Origin of the sequence: Paenibacillus sp. Leaf72 (assembly GCF_001422685.1) — a bacterium.
In the GTDB taxonomy this organism is placed as follows: domain Bacteria; phylum Bacillota; class Bacilli; order Paenibacillales; family Paenibacillaceae; genus Pristimantibacillus.
On record NZ_LMLV01000004.1, the window covers coordinates 93,777 to 114,496 of the forward strand.

The 20,720-nt window shown below is 48.0% G+C and carries 15 protein-coding genes and 1 pseudogene; 6 read left to right on the forward strand and 10 right to left on the reverse strand.

From position 1 onward, the window contains the following. Window positions 1–54 precede the first annotated feature (54 nt). Together ASF12_RS11365 and ASF12_RS11370 are read right to left on the reverse strand one after the other, a co-directional pair. Window positions 55–1,005 carry an LCP family glycopolymer transferase gene (locus tag ASF12_RS11365; RefSeq protein ID WP_056034152.1) on the reverse strand — a complete coding sequence of 317 codons (951 nt, stop codon included), beginning with the start codon at window positions 1,003–1,005 and terminating at the stop codon, window positions 55–57. Window positions 1,006–1,018: 13 nt separating this feature from the next. After that, window positions 1,019–1,450 (reverse strand): PilZ domain-containing protein, encoded by a 432-nt coding sequence (locus ASF12_RS11370; protein ID WP_056034155.1) that lies wholly within the window; start codon window positions 1,448–1,450, stop codon window positions 1,019–1,021. Window positions 1,451–1,878: 428 nt separating this feature from the next. On the opposite strand from ASF12_RS11370, the gene ASF12_RS11375 reads away from it, so the two are divergent. Together ASF12_RS11375 and ASF12_RS11380 are read left to right on the forward strand one after the other, a co-directional pair. After that, window positions 1,879–2,247 (forward strand): helix-turn-helix domain-containing protein, encoded by a 369-nt coding sequence (locus ASF12_RS11375; RefSeq protein WP_046228883.1) that lies wholly within the window; start codon window positions 1,879–1,881, stop codon window positions 2,245–2,247. A 1,110-nt stretch (window positions 2,248–3,357) separates the two neighbouring features. Then, window positions 3,358–4,113, forward strand: a complete 756-nt coding sequence (locus tag ASF12_RS11380) for a collagen-like protein (RefSeq protein ID WP_235533124.1) — start codon at window positions 3,358–3,360, stop codon at window positions 4,111–4,113. Window positions 4,114–4,333: 220 nt separating this feature from the next. Here the strand turns inward: ASF12_RS11380 and ASF12_RS33625 are convergent. Continuing rightward, window positions 4,334–4,477, reverse strand: a pseudogene (locus ASF12_RS33625) (transposase); the annotation flags it as partial. 182 nt (window positions 4,478–4,659) lie between these two features. After that, window positions 4,660–9,261, reverse strand: coding sequence for a glutamate synthase large subunit (gltB, locus tag ASF12_RS11385; RefSeq protein ID WP_056034163.1), 4,602 nt, complete (start codon window positions 9,259–9,261; stop codon window positions 4,660–4,662). Between the two features lie 389 nt (window positions 9,262–9,650). Between gltB and ASF12_RS11390 the strand changes: the two genes are divergently transcribed. Beyond that, window positions 9,651–11,030 carry a stalk domain-containing protein gene (locus ASF12_RS11390; RefSeq protein WP_056034167.1) on the forward strand — a complete coding sequence of 460 codons (1,380 nt, stop codon included), beginning with the start codon at window positions 9,651–9,653 and terminating at the stop codon, window positions 11,028–11,030. 128 nt (window positions 11,031–11,158) lie between these two features. On the opposite strand, the gene kapB is transcribed toward ASF12_RS11390, so the two are convergent. Beyond that, entirely contained in the window at window positions 11,159–11,545 is a 387-nt protein-coding gene (gene kapB / locus ASF12_RS11395) for a sporulation phosphorelay system protein KapB (protein ID WP_056034168.1), read from the reverse strand. 299 nt (window positions 11,546–11,844) lie between these two features. Between kapB and ASF12_RS11400 the strand changes: the two genes are divergently transcribed. From ASF12_RS11400 to ASF12_RS11410, 3 genes are read left to right on the forward strand one after another with little or no spacing between them, the layout of a single operon-like run. Then, complete coding sequence (locus ASF12_RS11400; protein ID WP_056034172.1) at window positions 11,845–12,960, forward strand: MGDG synthase family glycosyltransferase; 1,116 nt, start codon at window positions 11,845–11,847, stop codon at window positions 12,958–12,960. Window positions 12,961–13,009: 49 nt separating this feature from the next. Continuing rightward, a complete protein-coding gene (locus ASF12_RS11405) occupies window positions 13,010–14,425 on the forward strand; it encodes an NAD-dependent malic enzyme (protein WP_056034175.1) in 1,416 nt (471 codons plus the stop codon). 25 nt (window positions 14,426–14,450) lie between these two features. Beyond that, window positions 14,451–15,638: an acyltransferase gene (locus ASF12_RS11410; RefSeq protein WP_056034177.1), complete on the forward strand. Its 1,188-nt coding sequence runs from the start codon at window positions 14,451–14,453 to the stop codon at window positions 15,636–15,638. Window positions 15,639–15,753: 115 nt separating this feature from the next. Here the strand turns inward: ASF12_RS11410 and ASF12_RS11415 are convergent, their stop codons facing one another. The 5 genes from ASF12_RS11415 to ASF12_RS11435 form a co-directional block, all read right to left on the reverse strand. Further along, a complete protein-coding gene (locus tag ASF12_RS11415; protein WP_235533125.1) occupies window positions 15,754–16,761 on the reverse strand; it encodes a C40 family peptidase in 1,008 nt (335 codons plus the stop codon). A gap of 341 nt (window positions 16,762–17,102) precedes the next feature. After that, window positions 17,103–18,002: a cation diffusion facilitator family transporter gene (locus tag ASF12_RS11420; RefSeq protein ID WP_056034179.1), complete on the reverse strand. Its 900-nt coding sequence runs from the start codon at window positions 18,000–18,002 to the stop codon at window positions 17,103–17,105. A gap of 172 nt (window positions 18,003–18,174) precedes the next feature. Next, window positions 18,175–18,501, reverse strand: coding sequence for an L-rhamnose mutarotase (locus tag ASF12_RS11425; protein ID WP_056034182.1), 327 nt, complete (start codon window positions 18,499–18,501; stop codon window positions 18,175–18,177). Between the two features lie 31 nt (window positions 18,502–18,532). Beyond that, window positions 18,533–19,585: a rhamnose ABC transporter substrate-binding protein gene (gene rhaS, locus ASF12_RS11430; protein WP_056034186.1), complete on the reverse strand. Its 1,053-nt coding sequence runs from the start codon at window positions 19,583–19,585 to the stop codon at window positions 18,533–18,535. Between the two features lie 142 nt (window positions 19,586–19,727). Beyond that, window positions 19,728–20,720: an ABC transporter permease gene (locus ASF12_RS11435; RefSeq protein ID WP_056034188.1), complete on the reverse strand. Its 993-nt coding sequence runs from the start codon at window positions 20,718–20,720 to the stop codon at window positions 19,728–19,730.

Below are 20,720 nucleotides of genomic sequence, written 5' to 3' on the forward strand. Positions count from 1 at the left end.
CCTGACACCGATATGTCAGGGTCCTTATCCTCTTTTTTATAGAAGCCGAAAGCTTTAAACCGCATCCGTTTCTATGCTCATTTGTTTTTTCAGAAGCTCGTGAATTCGATTCCGCTCCTGATCGCCGACGATGTAATACCATACTTTATCAATCATCGTTCCGCTGCCACTTATTTCAATGCTATCCACCTTTTCGATCCCGGTCCCATATTCTTTAAAAAAGGTTTTCATCTCGTCAAACGATATATTCGTTCTTACATTGTCACCCATCTCCGCAAGCAGATTGCTTATTTGCGTAGCTCCATATAAGGTAAATACATTGGAAATGAGCTGCTTTAGGACGGCGCGCTGGCGGTCATTTCTGCCCCTGTCCCCCTTCGGGTCCTCATATCGCATGCGAGAATAAAGCAGCGCCTGCTCTCCATTCAATTGAATAGGCCCTTGCTCAAACGTATGACCACTGAAATCAAAAGCATAAGGATTGTTGACGGTTACTCCGCCAAGCTCGTCTATGATTTTTGAGAAACCTTCCATATTGACCCGAATATAATAATCAATCGGATAATCAAGAAAATGCTCTACCGTCTGCTTTGACATTTCTACCCCGCCAAAAGCGTAAGCATGGTTTATTTTATCCGTCGTGCCATGTCCAATAATAGCCGTTCTCGTATCACGCGGAATGTTGAACATAAAGATCGAATGCTTGAGCGGATTCACCGCCATGACAATCATGGTGTCTGTTCGTCCCCGATCATTCGTTCTTTCATCTACACCCATTACTAATACGGTGAACGGCTTCTCCGCAGTTATTGCTTCTTCTATGCCGGATATTTGCAGCTCCGAATCTGAGCTGACGTATGGTGTAGATATGATGGGCTCGAACATATCAGCAGCCGTTTTTTTAAATTTTCCATAAAGATACCAGCTGTATAGGGCCGTTCCCAAGCCAGCGACCAGACATACGGTGCTGACGATAATAAGTGAGCGTTTCACCCATCGTTTCACCCGAAGAGCCTCCTCATTTGACAAAAGTGCTTCCTGCGTTCAAACTGCGATATAGCTGATGGATTTTCCGCTGCTGCGGCTGTTGGGCGAGTAATTCTTCGTTTAATAGGCGGGTAATAATGGATTTGATAAGCAGTGGGGGCTGGAAATGCATACCGTACTCGAAAACATTATCCGTTCGTTTACGCCAAACGACATTTCCCTGAAGCCGGATGTTTTTGCCTGAAAGCTTCATGCGGACTTCTACCATGTACATCCGATGTACGGGGAGCCTTAAGGAAGACCAAAAGCATAAACCCTCCTGGCTTAAATTCAGCACTAATACCGTTCCAGTAGATGGACTCATTAAATGGCCATGCCGATTGAGCAGCCTCAATCCTGCTTTAATGCCTGGCCTCAGCTTTAAACGCACCTTGCTGCGTGAGTTTTCCTCTTTACCGTCCATTTATTTCTCCTTATAGGTATAAAGTGATAATGACTTGGAAATAATTTGATACGTTATGTATCAAACTTTTCCTTCACTTTAAGATACAAATTGTATCATGTCAAGCAAAAAAAACGTCTAACAATATTTTTTGCGACATTTCGTTGCAACAAATGCAAATCTAACGTTTCCGTATTAATATAGGTGTAGCAGTTATAATCCAATAAGTGTGTATACAAACTAGGTTTTGCATAGCAAAACCTGCCGTTTATATGTTGTAAGCAAGTTTATGCTTACAAAGATGGTTTGCTTCGCAAACCTAAGTTTATGCTTACGAAGATAGTTTGCTTCGCAAACTCAAGTTAATGCTTACGAAGATGGTTTGCTGAGCAAACTAAAGTTAATGCTTACGAAGATAGTTTGCTTCGCAAACTTTTAGGAGGGGTCATATGAACATAGGCAGCAGAATTGCTCAATTGAGAGATGACAGACACTGGACACAAGAGCAAACCGCAGCAAAGCTAGGCATTTCACGCGCTGCTTTATCTCATTATGAGAAAAATCGCCGGGAACCGGATTCCGAGACATTGAAAAAATTTGCCGATCTATACCAAGTATCCGTTGATTTTCTGGTTGGACGCACCCTTCATCCGCAAACGGTACTTAGTGACGATGTCCGCAATTTTGCCGAGCATTTGGAATTATCCGATGATGAAATATTGGAGAAGTTTAATTTGAGTATTGATGGGCGTAAGTTGACAGTGGAAGAAACGAAACGGTTTATTGCTTTTGTACGAGCGGAGAGAATGATGAATTAGACTATTTATTTGGATGGTGAATTCACTAGCGGCGGCCATTTCTCTGGAGGAATTCCCATTTGCCTAAGTATATCCTTTACATCTAGTTCAATACGGCCTGAATTTTTCTCTGCCATCTTCGTATCCGACTCCTGCCTTATGTATAGTTTGAACAATACTGTTATTATACCCAATACCTTACTGGGAATTTGTCGTAAGGTGGGAGCACGATTGTTCTTTTTTTGTTGTTTTTTTGTCGAATTACGTAGATTTAAGGTAAATATTTTTTGTTTTTTGAAATACTTTTCATTTTTCCTAAATTAGTGAACAGTGCTTGTACGAAAAAGCAAATATTAAAACCTGCCCGCATAAGCAAATGCTTATAAAGATGCAGCATAAAAATAATAAAAAACGGCCCTCAGTTAAGTTTTATTTCTCGACAAATAATCGTTCGAACAAATATAAAAGTAATAATGTCTGTTATGTTGTGACGCCATTAGCCCATCTGAACTTCTGTACCGTTCAGGTGGGTTCTTATTTTATAAAGCTATACCGATTAACCATTAATTTAACGGGCACCATAGTTTAATCATAAAATTGAAAGAACGACTGGACAAGCACATCCAACTGACAAAGTGGTGGGTCATCTCGTTGCTTCCTTAGACGGATTACGTTCAGCCGCTGCCATCAGGCTCTCGCTCCTTCTTCAGCCCATCGTTCATCTTAATATTAATTTATGTAATCATAACTGAAAGAGTGTTAGATTTTGAGCTATAACACTACCCTAGCATAAGCCCAAATTTTTGGAAATAGTTTCTAGTCTAGCCGATTGCAGGTTATTAGTCTATACCTAAAAAAAACGACTCACGTACACTGAACAATCTTTACAGGGAGGTGTCGTGATTGAGTTGTTCCGATATAAAAAAACGGTGTAAAAATAAAACCATAGTGGTGTGCCATCCAAAAGGAAAAAAAAAGAAACGTCGTCATCGCGTAATTAAAAAGCTTGTTTGTAAAAATTGTCCCCCGCCTGAAGGACGGCAATTACTTCAAGGACTTGCGGGAGCGATTGCAGAAGCTGGACCTCAAGGACTTGCAGGAGCACTTGGACCCCAAGGATTAGCCGGGCTCGTGGGAGCAATTGGCGCACTTGGACCCGAAGGAATTGCAGGAGCACTTGGACCCCAAGGAGCAGCAGGAATTGTAGGAGCGATTGGCGCACTTGGACCTCAAGGACTCGCAGGAGCACTTGGATCCCAAGGAGCAGCAGGAATTTTAGGAGCGATTGGCGCACTTGGACCCCAAGGACTCGCAGGTGCACTTGGACCCCAAGGACTGGCAGGACTGGCAGGAGCAATTGGCGCAGCTGGACTGGCAGGACCTGCTGGTCCTGCTGGAGCAGTAGGTCCAGCGGGTCCAGCAGGAGCAGTGGGCCCAGCGGGACCTGGAGGGCCAGCAGGTGGAGTATTAGGCTTTGCAGATTTTTTCGCCTTGATGCCACCTAATAATGCAGCAACTGTTGCTCCCAACACGGATGTAAGTTTTCCGCAAGATGGTCCAATTAGTGGGACTGCAATTACCCGTATAAATGCGAGCTCATTTAACTTGTCTGCAATTGGCACATATCAGGTTTTGTTTCAGGTTAATGTAAACGAAGCGGGTCAACTGATTTTAACACTAAATGGCGCTGATCTGGCCTATACGGTGGTCGGGCGTGCAACAGGAACTACTCAAATAGTAGGAATGGCACTTGTGCAAACAACGGTGATTAATTCAGTACTCACAGTTCGAAATCCTGCTGGCAATTCCACGGCACTCACAATCACTCCATTAGCTGGAGGAACAAGGCCAGATTCCGCACATCTTGTTATTATGCAGATCGCATAGAGGGGAAAATATAATATTTTTCGATAACATGCCAAATATCAAATAGAGGCCGCCCTCTTGTTTAATGTGTGCATGATTAAGCTAATGGAGAACCATAGTGCAATGAATACTGTAAAGACAATCACACTGCCTTATTCAGAGGTTAGTGATTGTCTTTTCAGTGTTCTAACGCCTTCTTGAAGCCTCGACCAGACTCGCTCATATCCGCGTTCCATATTTACCCATTCCGAGTATTCGTTGTTGCTTTATTTTTCGCCTCATGCTTCTTGTAGCCCAGATATGTGTCCATCTCCGCTTCTAGCATCTCTTGAATGGCCTCTGCAAACAGCTCTTTAAGCGCATTTTGCGCATCCTGTGCTGTCACCTATTTGTTCCCCTTAAAAAGAGGCAAAAAAAAGCATCCTCAATGAAAATGAGAATGCTTGTTAAAGATATAATGTGATACTTCATTTGTAGCTTTTAGTGGCGATAGGGATTAACCACATACACAACAGTTAAGTTTACATATCGGAGAGCCGTTTTTCATTTATCTATTGGCAACATGGATCAGCCGCCTGTACGGGCAAGCTCTTTCATGCTGGCTTCAAATGCTGACAGCAGCGCTGCATCTTCCTTCAAACCGGAATCTTCAGCTTTGCGGATGTACTCCAGCATTTTCTTGTAATCTTTCGGAATGACTTTTACGAATTTCTCAAGCGATAGATCCCAGTCATTCAATACACGGCCGCCAATGGCGCTATCCGTATAGGAAACATGGCGTTCAATCAAGCCGCGTAATTCAGCCATATCCGCTTCTTCTTCAAGACGCTCCAGCAATACCATTTCGATATTGCAATGCTTGTAGAAGTCACCTTGCTCATCATAGATGTAAGCAACACCGCCGGACATCCCAGCTGCAAAGTTACGGCCAGTCTGACCAAGAATGACGACTCTGCCGCCCGTCATATATTCACAGCCATGGTCGCCTACGCCTTCAACAACAACGCTCACTCCGCTGTTGCGAACCGCGAAACGCTCCCCAGCAATACCACGAATATAAGCTTCGCCGCTTGTTGCTCCGTATAGTGCCGTGTTGCCGATAATGACATTTTCCTCAGCGGCAAAGGTTGCTTTCGATGAAGGAGCAACAATGACCTTGCCTCCGGAAAGTCCTTTACCAACATAGTCATTCGAATCGCCTTCCAGCGATAGCGTAATGCCTTGAGGAACGAAAGCGCCAAAGCTTTGGCCTGCTGAACCAACGAAGTGGAAGGAAATCGTATCCTCTGGCAAGCCCTTCGCGCCATAACGACGAGTCACTTCACTGCCAAGCACTGTTCCAACAACACGATTCGTATTCAAAATTGGGAATGTACCGCGTACTTGCTCCCCATTTTCCAAAGCGGCTTTCGCAGCTGGCACCAGCTCCTGAACATCAAGCGACAAATCCAAACCGTGGTTTTGCTCCTGCGCACAGTGACGAATAGCACCCTGGGATACCTCCGGTTGATACAACAGCGGCGTCAGGTCAAGACCTTTCGCTTTGTAATGCTCAGCCAGATGCTTCGCTTCAAGAATATCTACGCGTCCAACCATTTCCTGAATCGTCCGGAAACCAAGCTCAGCCATTATTTCGCGCAGCTCTTCACCAACGAAACGCAAGTAGTTGACTACATGGCTCGGATCGCCCATAAATTTCGCGCGCAGCTCTGGATTTTGCGTGGCTACGCCGACCGGACACGTATCCAGTTGGCAAACACGCATCATTACGCAGCCAAGTACAACAAGCGGTGCTGTCGAGAAGCCATACTCTTCAGCGCCGAGCAAAACAGCGATCGCAACATCGCGTCCGTTCATCATTTTGCCATCTGTTTCAAGCGTAACGCGATCACGCAAATTGTTGATCATCAGCGTCTGGTGCGTCTCAGCCAAACCAAGCTCCCACGGCAGTCCGGCATGACGAATCGAGTTCATCGGAGATGCGCCCGTTCCTCCATCATAACCGCTGACCATAATAATGTCGGCACGGCCTTTGGCAACACCTGCTGCAATCGTACCAACGCCAACCTCGGATACGAGTTTTACGTTAATGCGCGCGCGCGGGTTAGCATTTTTCAAGTCATGAACAAGCTCAGCCAAATCCTCGATGGAATAAATATCATGATGAGGCGGCGGCGAAATCAAGCCTACGCCCGGTGTGGAGCCCCGAACCTCAGCAACCCAAGGGTATACTTTACGTCCTGGCAGCTGTCCGCCTTCTCCTGGCTTCGCGCCTTGCGCCATCTTGATTTGAATTTCATCCGCATTGACCAAATAATTGCTCGTTACGCCGAAACGTCCCGATGCCACCTGCTTGATTGCACTGCGGCGGGAATCGCCGTTCTCATCCGGAATGAAACGCGCTGGGTCCTCGCCGCCTTCTCCCGTATTCGAACGTCCGCCAAGGCGGTTCATCGCAATCGCTAGGCTTTCGTGCGCTTCCTTGCTGATCGAGCCGAAGGACATAGCACCGGTCTTGAAGCGTTTCATAATCGATTCCAGCGGTTCAACCTCTTCGATTGGAATCGCCGTTCTGCCATCCTTGAACCTTAGCAATGAACGAAGCATCATATGCTTCTTGTCCTCGCCTTGAACAAGATTGGAGAATTTTTTGTAAAGCTTATAATCGTTGGAGCGAGCCGCCATTTGCAGAGTGTGGATCGTCTGCGGACTAAACAGATGGTCCTCGCCGTCTTTACGCCATTGGTATTCGCCGCCAGACTCAAGCTCCGTTACACGGCCTTCTTGGTCAGCGTAAGCCAAGTTGTGATATTTAAGCGTTTCTTCTGCAATTACATCAAGTCCAATACCGCCGATACGCGAAGGTGTCCAAGTGAAATATTCATTTATGAGTTCCTCTTTCAAGCCAAGCGCCTCGAAGATTTGAGCGCCACGGTACGACTGAATCGTGGAAATACCCATTTTGGACAATACTTTCGTAACGCCTTTAGTAGCAGCTTTAATGAAGTTTTTGACCGCTTTCTCATGCGAAATATTTCTCAGCAAGCCTTGGCGAATCATATCATCAAGCGTCTCAAATGCCAAATACGGGTTAACCGCACTCACGCCGTAGCCGAGCAGCAGCGCAAAGTGATGAACCTCGCGCGGATCGCCGGATTCAAGCAAAATTGCTACTTTAGTCCGCGTACCTTGACGAATCAAATGGTGATGCAATGCGGATACGGCAAGCAATGCCGGAATCGCTGCATTTTCCTTATCGATACCGCGGTCGGATAAAATAAGAATGTTATGCCCTTTGTCGATAACGCGGTCTGCTGCTTCGCACATTTGCTTCAGTGCTGCGCGCAGTCCCTCTTCCCCTTCACTTGCCGTGAAGAAGATCGGCAGCGTAATCGACTTGAAGCCCGGACGGCGAACATGGCGAAGCTTCGCAAACTGTTCATTGGAAAGGAGCGGTGTCTCCAGCTTAATGTGGCGCGCACTTTCCGGCTCCGGATTCAATAGATTGCGCTCAGGTCCGATTGTCGTACCTACTGCAGTAATGATCTCCTCACGAATCGAATCGATTGGCGGGTTCGTTACTTGCGCAAACAGCTGTTTGAAATAGTTGTACAAACGCTGAGGACGATCCGACAATACAGCAAGCGGAGCGTCATAGCCCATTGAAGCAATCGGCTCCATGCCGCTGCTTGCCATAGGCTCAAGCACTTTGCGCAAATCTTCAAACGTATAACCGAAAGATTGCTGGCGCTGCTGTACCGTCGCATGATCAAGCTCAGGCAATTCAGGCGCATCCGGCAAATCTTCAAGATCAATCAAATGCTCGTTCAGCCACTCGCGATACGGGTGCTCTGTCGCAATTTGCTTCTTCACTTCCTCATCGGAAATGATTCTGCCTTCCTTCGTATCGATCAGCAGCATCATGCCTGGACGCAGACGGTCTTTGTATAAAATGTCCTCTGGCGGAATGACAACGGTACCCGCCTCGGAGCCTAAAATAATATGGTCATCCTTCGTCACGTAATAACGAGCTGGACGCAAACCGTTGCGGTCCAGGAAAGCGCCGATCTGCACGCCATCTGTAAAGGCCATTGCAGCCGGTCCATCCCAAGGCTCCATTAATGTGCTGTGGTATTCGTAGAAAGCTTTCTTGTCATCATCCATGCCTTCGTGGTTGGACCATGGTTCAGGAACCATCATCATTGCCGCATGCGGCAATGAACGCCCCGACAAGTATAGGAATTCCAGCGTATTGTCAAACATCGCTGTATCCGAGCCATCTGGATTAATAATCGGTTTAATTTTGTCCATATCGCTGCCGAACAATTCCGTCTCGAACAGCGTTTGGCGCGCATGCATCCAGTTCACATTGCCGCGGAGCGTATTAATCTCACCGTTGTGAATTAAATAATGGAACGGATGGGCACGTTCCCAGCTTGGGAAAGTGTTCGTACTGAAACGGGAGTGGACAAGCGCCATCGCTGTAACGACGGACTCATCATTAAGCTCCACATAGAAGGAGCCAACCTGTTCAGTCGTAAGCATGCCTTTGTAGACGATTTTCTTCGTGGACAAGCTCGGGAAATAGAACATTTCTCCGCCTTCTTTGCCCGAGAAGCGAATGGCGATTTCCGCCCGTTTGCGAATGACATACAGCTTGCGCTCGAATGCCAAGACGTCCTTCAAGCTTTCGTTCTTGCCAATAAATACTTGGCGGACAAAAGGCTTAACCGACTTAGCAGATTGACCGAGCTTTGCATCATTCGTCGGCACGGTACGCCAAGCGATGAGCGACTGGCCTTCTTCACGAATAATAGTTTCAAGATCGTTCTCCAGCGAACGGCGAACGTTCTCATCCTGCGGCAGAAACACCATACCTACGGCATATTCGCCTTCGCTTGGCAGCTCCACTTCCATACGCTTCAGCTCATTTGCAAAAAACGCATGTGGAATTTGAAGCATAATGCCTGCTCCATCTCCCGTATTTGGTTCGCTGCCTTGACCGCCGCGATGCTCCATATTCTCCAGCAACGTCAGCGCCTGGCGAATAATCTTGTGCGACTTTCTTCCTTTGATGTTCGCCACGAATCCCATGCCGCATGCATCTTTCTCAAATTGAGGATCATACAGACCTTGTTTCGGCGGTAATCCAAAAATTTTCTCTTTCATTGTGTGCAACCTTTCTATCAGAAGATTTTTGGGGCGTGCATAACGGAACCAAGCCGATCGCTGTGAGAACAAGCAGTAATGCTTCATCAAACAGGCTTGTTGCTTGATAGCAAAGCGGTTAGCAGAGCCAAACCGCCAGCTTATCACTTTGCATAATTACTCAAACGACTGTATCCGGCAGCGCGCCGAATAGGTGTACACAAACTTTTTAGCTGCACTCGCAGGGAAACGTTCGTGTTATGTTGAATAAAATTAAGCAGCGCTGCGGGGATCGTTTGAGGTTGACCATATTCCGGGCTGTATTCCGCCACTTGCGATTATTACAGTATTTTAACATCAGGCCAAAACGGAATCAATTTAATATTTTCATAATTGGGAGCAGAACGGCAATGTTCGTGTTCTTACTGCAAACTTTATACACAATTATGCAAATGAATGAAAACCCGCTGCTACTATTTTATCAAAAGGAAGTGTCTATGTTGTCTGGAAAGTGGAGGAAAGTGTCGTTTCTATTTATAATTATCGGTTTATTGGTGGCTTCACCTGGCTGGAAAACAGCTGCCGCTGCAGAAGAAGCTGCGGCTGCAACCTATCAAATTGTTGCGCTTGGAGATTCACTTACGGCCGGCTATGAGTATGGCTTTGATGCAAAATCTGTGCCCTATGGCTATGTGGAGCATGTATATGAGCAGGCCTTGTTCCAGGGGCTTCGCGCGGAATATGTCAATTATGGCCTGCTTGGGCTGACGTCAACAGGCTTTAGCCACTTACTTGGAGCGGTTAAAGATGGCAAAAGCGTCTCTGTGAGCGATGTGCAGCCTAGCCTGAAAGATCCGCGTGCCACTAGCATTATTGGCGATACTGCAAAAATCGGAGGCAGCATCCGCGGTGCCGATCTGATCGTCATGACGATTGGCGGCAATGATCTGCTTGGTGTAGCTGCACAAATCACTTCCACAACGACAGATGAGGAGAAGGCACAGCTGCTGCAAGCCTCATTGACTCAATATGAAACGGGACTGACTGCAGGACTGCAGGCGGTAACGTCACTCGCGCCAAAAGCAAAACTCGTGATCGCCGATCAATATATGCCGATTCCGGCAACGATTACGGTTGGCAGCCTAAGCTTTCCTCTGCCTCCAGATGCAGCACGCCTGCGCGAATTTGAATTACAGGCGCTGAGCCAGCTAAACGAAAAGCTAAAAACGATTGTTGCCGCTATAAAAGCGGAAGGCATCGATATTTCCATCACTGAGGTCAGCAAGCCTTTTGTCGGCAAGGAGCTGGAATATACGTCAATCTCCAACAGCGATGTCCACCCGACTCGCCTTGGGTACGCTGCTATGGGTCACACTTATTCTACCACAATATGGAATAAATATTTGAATGTTCGCACTCGCCCAGCGAATGTGCCCGTTTCGGTAGTTGTGCGCGGCAAGGAACTGCCCGCTGCATCCCCTGCCACGATGAAGAGCAATCGCACCTTCGTACCGATGCGCGACATTACAAATGCCATTGGAGCGAAGCTTGACTGGAACAAAACGACCCAAACGGCAACCGTTTCCTACAATAAACATACGGTAGCGTTTACGATTGGATCGTCAACTATACTCGTCGATGGCGTGAAGAAAAAACTGAACAGTCCTGCCGCTTATTTGCAAAAGAACGGCAAAGAGCAAAAAACCTATTTGCCGCTAGCGGTCCTCTCCGAGGAACTTGGCTTGCAGGTTACCTACCGCAGTACACTTCAAGCTGCCTTCATCAACTAGCTTCAAGCTAGGAAAGCAGGCAGGCGCAAGACTACTCATAAATGAAACAAATGGCAGCCGTCCTAAGTGAACGACTGCCATTTGTTTTATCCGATTGGCGCAGCCCAATCCAGAGGCTCCATCAACGGCTACTTGTATTGCTTTCCAAGCTGCTCAAGCAAAGCAAGCCCCTGCTCGGACCAGCGCTTTAACCGGTCAAGCGTAGCCACTTCGGCTGCCAAAGCCGCATGCAGCGATTCGCGGTAATCCGGCACATGGCCGCTAAAGGTCTGCAGCTGGCGCAGCGGAATCATCGTCTTCTCTGTATAGGCCAGCGCCGGCCGCTCATGAAATAGCGGTACATCCGGCTCATACGGATGGTGCAGGTCCCCTTGCTGTGGATGCTTAAGGACAGCCAGCACCTTGAACAAGGCACGGGGCCCATGCAATTCCATTACTTCTCCTACATATAGTCCCGATCTTACTTCCGCTTTTACAATGGCTCCGACTTCAAACGCGCTCCTTGCTTCTTCCATTAAGCATGCCTCCTACTTGAATGCCCATTATAAGTGTAATACTTATAACTGCTTATATTTTAAATGAAACGATCCTAATGAATAATCTGCTTCCGGTTAATGCCATTCTAATCATAAAGGACAATAGCGCCGGCAGGCAAGCTCTGAACCCCGCTGCTTGCGACAGGTAGCTGCATCAGCATATTGAGCAAGCTACTAAAGAACGCAACAGGTGCGGACACTTGCATTTTAATAACCTGGAATGACTTGTGTTCCCAACCTTGGCGACGTATTATGGAATTAGAAAAGTAGGTGACATTATGCGTAAGAAAAGAGTGCTGCTGCTCTCCGAGGGCTTTGGCTCGGGACATACGCAAGCCGCATATGCTTTAGCGGCGGGACTGCGCCAAATTAACCCCGAGATTCAAACCCGCGTTATCGAGCTGGGCAAATTTCTTAATCCGGTTGTCGGGCCATGGATTATGTCTGCTTATCGCAAAACCGTAAGCAAACAGCCAAAAATGGTCGGCCTGATGTATCGCAGCAATTACAAGAAATCGCTTAACCGCTTTACGCAGCTTGCTCTTCATCGCATGTTCTATACACAAACGTCGCAGGTTATTTCCCAGTTGAAGCCGGATCTTATCGTATGTACGCATCCTGTTCCCAATGCAGTCGTAGGCAGGCTAAAGCGTCTTGGACTACATATTCCGCTTTACACGCTTATTACCGATTACGATGCTCATGGCGCATGGGTCAATCCGGAAGTCAGCAAATACCTGGTATCTACCCCGCTTGTGAGAAACAAGCTGATGGAGCGCGGCGTAATACCCATGAAGATAGAAGTGACCGGCATTCCGGTACATCCGAACTTCTGGACAACCTACGACAAGCAGGAGCTGCTGCAAAAGTTCAACTTAAAGCCGATGCCTACCGTGCTTATAATGGGTGGCGGGTGGGGATTGATGTATGAAGACAATCTCCTTGAATATATGACCAAGTGGCGCGACAACATACAGTTGATATTCTGCGTAGGCAGCAATGAGAAGGTAAGGGAAAAAATGCTTTCGAGCACGAAGTTTCAGCATCCGAACATTCAAGTGCTCGGGTTTACGAACGAGATCAGCAAGCTGATGGACATTGCCGATCTTCTCGTGACGAAGCCTGGCGGGATGACCTGTACCGAAGGCATGAGCAAAGGAATGCCAATGCTCTTCTATGAACCGATTCCGGGACAGGAAGAAGAAAACTGCGAATATTTTATCCGCAATGGCTTTGGTGAAATGCTTGATTCTGCTGCAATGGTAGATAAGTGGTTTGCCATGATTCAGGAACCGTATACCTCAGGCCAATTCCGAGAAAGCTTGCTAACGAAGCGCAACCAACAATACGACCCGAAGAGCTGCCCGAATGCCGTCCTGCGTTTAATGCAGTGACGGCGTTTTTGTCAGACTCATCGGCCAATCGATAAGGAGTGGAAAGCGAATGAAGGAACGCAGCATGGACGGTAAAACGATTATTTTACGGGTGGAAATCGATATTCAGCAAGCACAGTTCGGCAAGGCCGCGACGGCTATTGAGACTGCTGGCGGCGATATTATAGCGATTGACGTCATTCATACCGATAAAACAACGACCGTACGGGACTTGACCGTAAAGATGACCGAAGCAGGCACAGCCGATCGTATTTCCTCGGCTCTTGGCACGCTGCCCGGCATCCGCCTTCAGCACATTTCCGATCGCACCTTTCTGCTCCACCTTGGTGGCAAAATTACGGTTCAGCCAAAAACGCCGATACAGAACCGCGACGATCTCTCGCGCGTTTATACGCCAGACGTCGCAAGAGTATGCCAAGCGATTGAACAAGATCCGTCCAAAGCATTTACACTAACGATTAAACGCAATACCGTCGCTGTCGTCTCTGATGGCAGTGCCGTGCTCGGGCTTGGCAATATCGGGCCATATGCGGCAATGCCTGTCATGGAGGGCAAGGCGATGCTGTTCAAGCAATTCGCAGACGTTGATGCGTTTCCCATTTGCCTCGATACCCAAGATACGGAACAGATTATTCAAGCCGTCAAACAATTAGCGCCGGGCTTCGGCGGTATTAATCTAGAAGATATTTCCGCTCCGCGCTGCTTTGAGATCGAACGCCGATTGCGTGAAGAGCTTGATATCCCTGTGTTTCACGATGATCAGCACGGTACAGCCGTCGTCCTGTTCGCCGCTATGCTGAATGCGCTCAAGCTGACGGGCCGAAACATTTCTAATACCCGCTTCGTTATATGTGGTATTGGTGCAGCAGGTACGGCTTGCACCAAGATGCTGCTTGCCGGCGGCGCAAAACATATTATTGGAGTCGACCGTGAAGGGATTTTAACCGCAGACCGCCATTATGACAATGGCATGTGGCAGTGGTACGCCGAACATACAAATACCGAGAAGAAGGCGGGCCATTTGTCCGAGGCGCTTGCTGGTGCAGATGTATTTATTGGCGTATCGGCGGGCGGGATTTTGACCAGAGCGCATATTGAATCGATGAATGCAGAGCCGATCGTATTTGCTATGGCGAATCCCGAGCCTGAAATTCGTCCAGAGCTGGTCGAGGATATCGTTGCTGTGTTTGCAACAGGGCGATCCGACTATCCGAATCAAATTAACAACGTTCTGTGCTTTCCGGGCATTTTCCGCGGGGCACTCGATAGCCGTGCAACTACCGTCAATGAAGAAATGAAGCTGGCTGCCGCCGAAGCGATTGCTTCTGTCATTAGCGATGACGAGCTCAGCCCGATGTATATTATCCCTAGCGTTTTCAATGCCAAAGTCGTAGAAGAGGTGCGAAAACGCGTCATCCATGCTGCTATCGAAAGCGGTGTAGCTCGCAGACATCCGCGCGAATAGCCTCACAGAAAGGAAGAAATGCTACATGTCTACAGCATCCTTGCAGCGCCGGGAAGCGATTCCCGAGCTGCAGATGGTTCGTGCAATGGCCATATTAGGTGTATTATCGGTCCACTCGACCTCCTACGCTACGCTGAAAATGGTCAATTCCGGCTACTATTTCTTATATAACTTTTTTAATATTTTTATGAAATTCGGCACGCCGACCTTTATTTTTCTAAGCAGCTTTGTGCTATTTTACAATTATTATACGAGGCCGCTGGACGCCAAGCTGATTGGCTCCTTTTATAAACGCAGAGCGCTTTATATCATTATTCCTTATTTGGTTTTTTCCGTTATTTATTTCACCCTGCTGCATTACAACTACTATCCAAACAGGCCGCTTGATCAAACGCTAAGCAGCTTCTGGGACAAGGTGTTGACGGGCAACGCCTATACGCATTTGTATTTTGTGTTTATCAGCATCCAGTTTTATTTGCTTCTTCCGTTGTTTCTATGGCTGTTGAAGAAGTTTCCAGCTCTAGTCAAATGGGCAATACCAGCCGGCTTTGCCATTCAATGGGCCTTCGTTCTCATTAATAAATACGCGCTGACGACGCCGATACCGAATAAGGGCAGCTACTCGCTATCCTACTTCTCCTACTATTTGATGGGGGCAGCAATCGGTATCTATTTTCCGAAAATCAAGCATTGGATCATTATAAACAAACAAAATGCGAGCAAAACGCGAGTTGCGGCATGGCTTGCATTATGGTGCCTATGGCTTGCCGCTGGGTTATGGCATGTAAGCATTTGGTATGATACGAGACTTAAAATCGAGAGCTACCACTCGCTGCTGTATGAATTTTTATGGAATATGCATACTTTCTTCTCGGCGCTCGTGCTGCTGCAGCTTGGCTTTCTGCTGTACCGCAAGGCAGCGCCTTGGCTAGTTTCGCTGCTTTCTAAGCTTGGCGCTTTATCGTTCGGCATTTACTTGGTTCACCCGTTCATCCTGTTCTACTACCGCGAATATCCACCTGTGACAGGCAATTCCTTGCTGCTGCACAGCTGGTATGTGGGCGGCTATGCAGCTGCGCTCGTCGGCTCTTGGATTATCGTTTCATTAGCCGCACGGTTTTTGCCTTTCTCCTGGGTGCTGTTCGGCAATTTGCCCAAACCAGGGAAACGGCGGCAAACGCCAATCGCGCCGCAGAAAGACTTTACAGCTTAACCTCAGGCTTGCTCAATGAGCAGCCTCCAGCATCATTGTCGCTTAGCGATGAATGCTGGAGGCTGTCTTTTTTTATAGCAGATGTTTCAAAATTGGTGGTTGTCCCTTGCCCGGCCTACAGCGCGCTGCCTCCATACAAGAATCGATATTCCCAATGGGTGCCTGCTATGCTGCTTATCGTTACGCCGCCAGCCTCATTGGAATATGTATGCAAAATTTTGCCGTCCCCTAAATAAATCCCGTCATGCGTAATCGTTGCTGATGCTTTGTTCGTGCCTGCATAAGCAGAAGCTTTACTTCCCTTATAAGACATGAAAAACATAAGATCGCCACGCTTAAGCTGACGCCAGTCCGACACCGCTTTCCCTCGCTGCGTAATATACTCCCCTTGTCCCCTCGAATCAGCTGGCAGCTTAATGCCTACCCCATCCAGAAAAGCTTGCCTTACAAAATCCGAGCAATCAAATGTGGATGTCGTGCTGCGGCTTGAGCCATATTCATAAGGTGTACCTAAATATTTAAGCCCCGCCGCAATGACGCTTTCCACAGAACCGGTCGATGGTGCTGAGCTGCCTGAACCGCTGCCACTGCCGCCACTTCCACTGCCGCCTGATGAAACGTTTCCTGAGACGCTAATATATTGGGATTGCGAGCTGACAAAGCCAGCTTGTCCAGAAGAATCTTTAATTTCATACCAACTGCCGTTTGGCTGGGATACAATCGCTACCTGCTCACCAGCCTGCAAAAACCGGATACGGCTAGCCGACAGAGAAGCGCCCGTCCGAAAGGCTACCGACTTTTGAATCGTACCTGTTGCCGTGTTTGGCTTCGCTACGGATGATACTGAAAAATAGGAAGGCGAAGCATAGCCTGTCCGTCCAGAAGAATCCTGCAGCTTATACCAATACGCATTGGAAGCATCCAGAATCGTTACCTGTTCTCCTTTTTTAAGCATGCGAATAACGGGAGCCGATGCCGCTGGTGCGCTGCGGAAGTTCACGCCTGCATCTACGGTTGCGCTCTGAGCAGCCATCACTGTGGGAATTGAAGCCGAGACAGAACCCAGCAATAGGGATGCAGTGAAAGCGGCGGTGATCATCCTTTTTTTCATGGTGTGTTTCAAGCTGTACGCCTCCTTGGTTGTTTGAAAATAAATAAATGGTGCTTCAACCATTGTAGGGTCGCCATCTTGCCGCCAGCATCAACCTTTTATCCTATTTGCCAATTTGCCAAATTGGTAAATTGGAAGCATTAAAAATTCGCATTAAAAAACGAAGAGGCCTTCGCATTTGCGAATGACCCCTTCATATAAAGCGCTGCAGCTACTGCTGTTACTCACTTTATTGCTTTTTTAACCCAAGTCAGAAAACAAGACTTTAGTCGCGATAATCAACCGAGACTAAAGGACTAGTTAAATTGGTTTATTTTACCTTGGGAACAATTACATCCCTTTTATTCGACATCTCACTCGACATTTGGCTCGCGTTGCGCAGGCTCCAGCTCATGAGGCTCCACATGGACATGCACACTCATAATATTATGCTTGCGCTCCATGCGATGCTCAATATTATCACAAATGATATGGCTTTCGATTAGCGTGAGCTCTGGATCCACCTGTACAATGACGTCAACCAGCACGTTGCTGCCATGAACGCGGGCTTTAATATCCTTAATGGATTTCACCCCTTTCGTACGTTCAATCGTCGCTCTAAGCGTCGTCAGCTCCTTCTCATCGAAGCCGTCCGTCAGCGCATGGGTCGAGCTGTAGAAAATTTCCCAAGCCGTCTTGCAAATGATAAGACCGACCGCAATTGCCGCTACTGGATCAAGCCAAGGCAGGCCGAACTGCGCGCCGATAATGCCAATCGCTGCTCCCGTACTGACTAGCGCATCGGATAAATTATCTTTTGACGCCGCCATCAGCGCCTGATTGTTGATCCGCTTGGCCAGCCGCCGATTGTAATAATAGACGCTCAGCATGACGACCGCAGAAAATAAAGCGATCCACGCCGAGCTAAGCGCTGGAGCAGCCTCCGCATCTGACCAAAGTGCTCCGACCGCTGTAATCAGTACTTGAATGCCGACCGTTGCCATAATAAAGGACGCAATCAGCGCGGCAATCGTCTCTGCCCGAAAATGTCCATACGGATGATCTTTATCCGGCGGCTTCTGTGAAATTCGCAAACCGATAAGTACCGCAAGCGATGCCACGATATCCGTTAAATTGTTAAAGCCATCCGCAACGAGCGCTCCAGAAGCAAAATAATAGCCGCCTCCAAGCTTTAGTGCGGTAAGCGTCAAATAGGTGGCAATGCTAAGCCAAGCACCCTTCTCGCCCTGCTTAATTTTTTCATACTGATCCAAAGCGTCCTTACCTCATTTCCTAATGATCTCCAAGTAAAGGTATCATACCCGACTAAACCAGAGTGGGTCTAGAGAAACAGTGTTGACCTTATGCGTACTTTTATGCAGCAGGGCAACACTTTACCTTGAAAATCGCATAACGGCAAGGGCTGAGGCGGATCGCTTTAAAACGCTATTTCAGAAAAAAAATTTCGCGAAACGGTTTTATCGGCTCGGCTTGCTCCAAATGAAATGATCCTTGAACCATTTTGGACGTAAGGGCATTCCAGCGGTTGCAAGCATCGCTTTTTGCAATATAGGCGAAGGCCGTTGCCACATCATCGCACTCAAAGCAATAGAAAAACTGCGTGCCATTTTGAAAAATAGAATAGTTGGAGATGCCGGCACTGCGATGCTCTTCCATAATTTCCGGCCACGGATCAAGATGCATCCGGACATATTCCTCCAAGCATTCCTCCTTCACCTGCCAGCTCCAGGCATATTTATTGCTGAGTGCCATGATGCTTCCTCCTTTTTAACCCGGCCCTGTTTTAGTAGACTTCCTTCCACTCTGCAATGTTTGCCGCATCAAATTTGAATGGATCGCCGAGCATAATTTGCGTGCCGCCGACGTCAACGATCACTTCTTTATCACCGAGGCGTCCTGCTGTAAACTTGTCGCCTACCTCGCCTTTAATGGTGCCATTCACTAGTGCGTCAGCCGCATAGCCGGACAAGTAGCCCACATCAAGCGGATTCCACAAGTACATCCATTCACTCACGCCGCTTTCAATATATTCCGCCATTTCGCTTGGTAGGCCCAGGCCCGTCAAATGAACTTTGCCCGTCAGTCCTTTATCGGTAAGCACTTTGCCTGCCGCAGCAATCCCTACTGTCGTTGGCGCAATGATTCCTTTCAGGTCTGGATATGATTTGAGCAGCGCCTCTGTTTCCGATACGCTTTTGTCCCGCAGATCGTCGCCATAAGCGACCTTCACTAGCTCGATGTCTTTATATTTCGGGTCCTCCAGCTCTTTCTTCATCCATTCGATCCATGTGTTCTGGTTCGTCGCCTGCGAAGTTGCACTGAGAACTGCAATTTGCCCTTTACCGCCGATCATATCGGAAATGGCCTGTATCTGCACACGCCCAATACGCTCAGGGTCTGCTTGGTTAATGTGCACCATCCGGCTTTCCCCATTAACTGCGGAATCAAGCGACAGCACCTTGATGCCTTGATCCATCGCTTTTTTCAGTGCAGGCTGCAAGGCGTCGGGATCATTGCCGACGATGGCGATAGACGCAACCTTTTGCGAAATGAGCTCCTCGATCATTTGAATTTGCGCTTCAGCAGTCGGCTGATCCGGCGCCTTCAAAATCGCCTCATGCCCCAGTTCCTCAATCGCCTGCTTAAAGCCTTCCATTTCTTTCTCGCCATACGGGTTGCCCGTATTTTTAAAGATGATGGCAAATTTCTTCTTGCCGCCGCTCGCACCGGTATCGCCGCTGGACTCCCCTGCTGGCTTGCTTCCCGAAGTGCTGCATGCGGCTAAAACCGTTAACACCATGATTACTGTCAAAAATGTCGCTAAAACCTTTTTCATCTGTATTGCCTCCCTTTTATCATTTGTATATAAAAAGCTGCATCTTTCCCGGATGAGCCGGGCAGGCTGCCGCAAACGAAACGCTTTTCTCTCTCTGCTGCCCGCTCCTGTTAAAAATGCAGCCGTTTACCGTGCATTGCGCTTAGCGGCTTGGCTTCTTTGCAGGAGAAGACAGCTTAAGCTTCGGCAGCATAACCGCTACGATGAGCAGCAGACCGAGAATAATAAGCAGCATTTGCGCAGGCACATTGACGAGCCCAAGGCCGTAGCGCAGGAAGCCGATCAGGAACACGGCCAAAATCGCGCCAATCATTCGCCCTTTGCCGCCCGCTGTGCTAATGCCGCCAAGAACAACCATCGCAATAACATCCAGCTCATAGCCTGTCGCTACATTCGGTCTCGTGCTGCCCATGCGCGAGGTGAGAAACAGCGCCGTAACTGCCGCCATCAAGCCCGCCAAGGTGAAGACGATAATTTTCATCCGATCGACGCGAATACCCGAGAAGCGGCTCGCTGTCAAATTGTTGCCCATCGCATAGATGCGCCGCCCGAAGGTCGTGCGATGCAGCAGCACGATGAACGCCGCCGCGAATACGGCGAATACAATGAGAATAAAGGGAACCGGGCCAACGTAGCCCCAGCCAAGAAAGCTGAACCACTCTGGAAACTTGCCTGCCGCTTGATCCTCCAGCAAAATATAAGCGATGCCGCGATAAATAATCATCGTTGCCAGCGTCACTATAACCGAGGAAAGCTCCTTGAACTTGACGATTAACAGGCCGTTAATAAAGCCGCATACGACGCCGACGCCAAGGCAAATCAGCATTGCCAGCGGCATGGGAACGCCCGAGTTATATAAGTCCGCCATGATGACGGAGGATAACGCAACAATCGATGCTACAGAAATATCAATGTCCCCAAGAATGATGATAAGCACCATCGGCAGAACGATAAACGCTTTATCAAGAAACGTCATCGTCGCATCCCGCAGGCTGTCAAAGCTCCAATAATACTCGGACAAATTCATATTCATAATGTTTACGGCAATAAATATCAGCACCAGCATCCATTCCCATTGCATAAAAAAGCGCTTCCATGAAAAGGCCCGGCTGCCCGAAATGACTCGTGTTTCCAT

Excerpts from the sequence above, each read along its gene's own strand:
- ASF12_RS11370 (WP_056034155.1), bottom strand. The coding sequence starts at position 1,450 with ATGGACGGTAAAGAGGAAAACTCACGCAGCAAGGTGCGTTTAAAGCTG.
- ASF12_RS11375 (WP_046228883.1), top strand. The coding sequence starts at position 1,879 with ATGAACATAGGCAGCAGAATTGCTCAATTGAGAGATGACAGACACTGG.
- gltB (WP_056034163.1), bottom strand. The coding sequence starts at position 9,261 with ATGAAAGAGAAAATTTTTGGATTACCGCCGAAACAAGGTCTGTATGAT.
- ASF12_RS11390 (WP_056034167.1), top strand. The coding sequence starts at position 9,651 with ATGTTCGTGTTCTTACTGCAAACTTTATACACAATTATGCAAATGAAT.
- kapB (WP_056034168.1), bottom strand. The coding sequence starts at position 11,545 with ATGGAAGAAGCAAGGAGCGCGTTTGAAGTCGGAGCCATTGTAAAAGCG.
- ASF12_RS11400 (WP_056034172.1), top strand. The coding sequence starts at position 11,845 with ATGCGTAAGAAAAGAGTGCTGCTGCTCTCCGAGGGCTTTGGCTCGGGA.
- ASF12_RS11405 (WP_056034175.1), top strand. The coding sequence starts at position 13,010 with ATGAAGGAACGCAGCATGGACGGTAAAACGATTATTTTACGGGTGGAA.
- ASF12_RS11410 (WP_056034177.1), top strand. The coding sequence starts at position 14,451 with ATGTCTACAGCATCCTTGCAGCGCCGGGAAGCGATTCCCGAGCTGCAG.
- ASF12_RS11425 (WP_056034182.1), bottom strand. The coding sequence starts at position 18,501 with ATGGCACTCAGCAATAAATATGCCTGGAGCTGGCAGGTGAAGGAGGAA.
- rhaS (WP_056034186.1), bottom strand. The coding sequence starts at position 19,585 with ATGAAAAAGGTTTTAGCGACATTTTTGACAGTAATCATGGTGTTAACG.
- ASF12_RS11435 (WP_056034188.1), bottom strand. The coding sequence starts at position 20,720 with ATGGAAACACGAGTCATTTCGGGCAGCCGGGCCTTTTCATGGAAGCGC.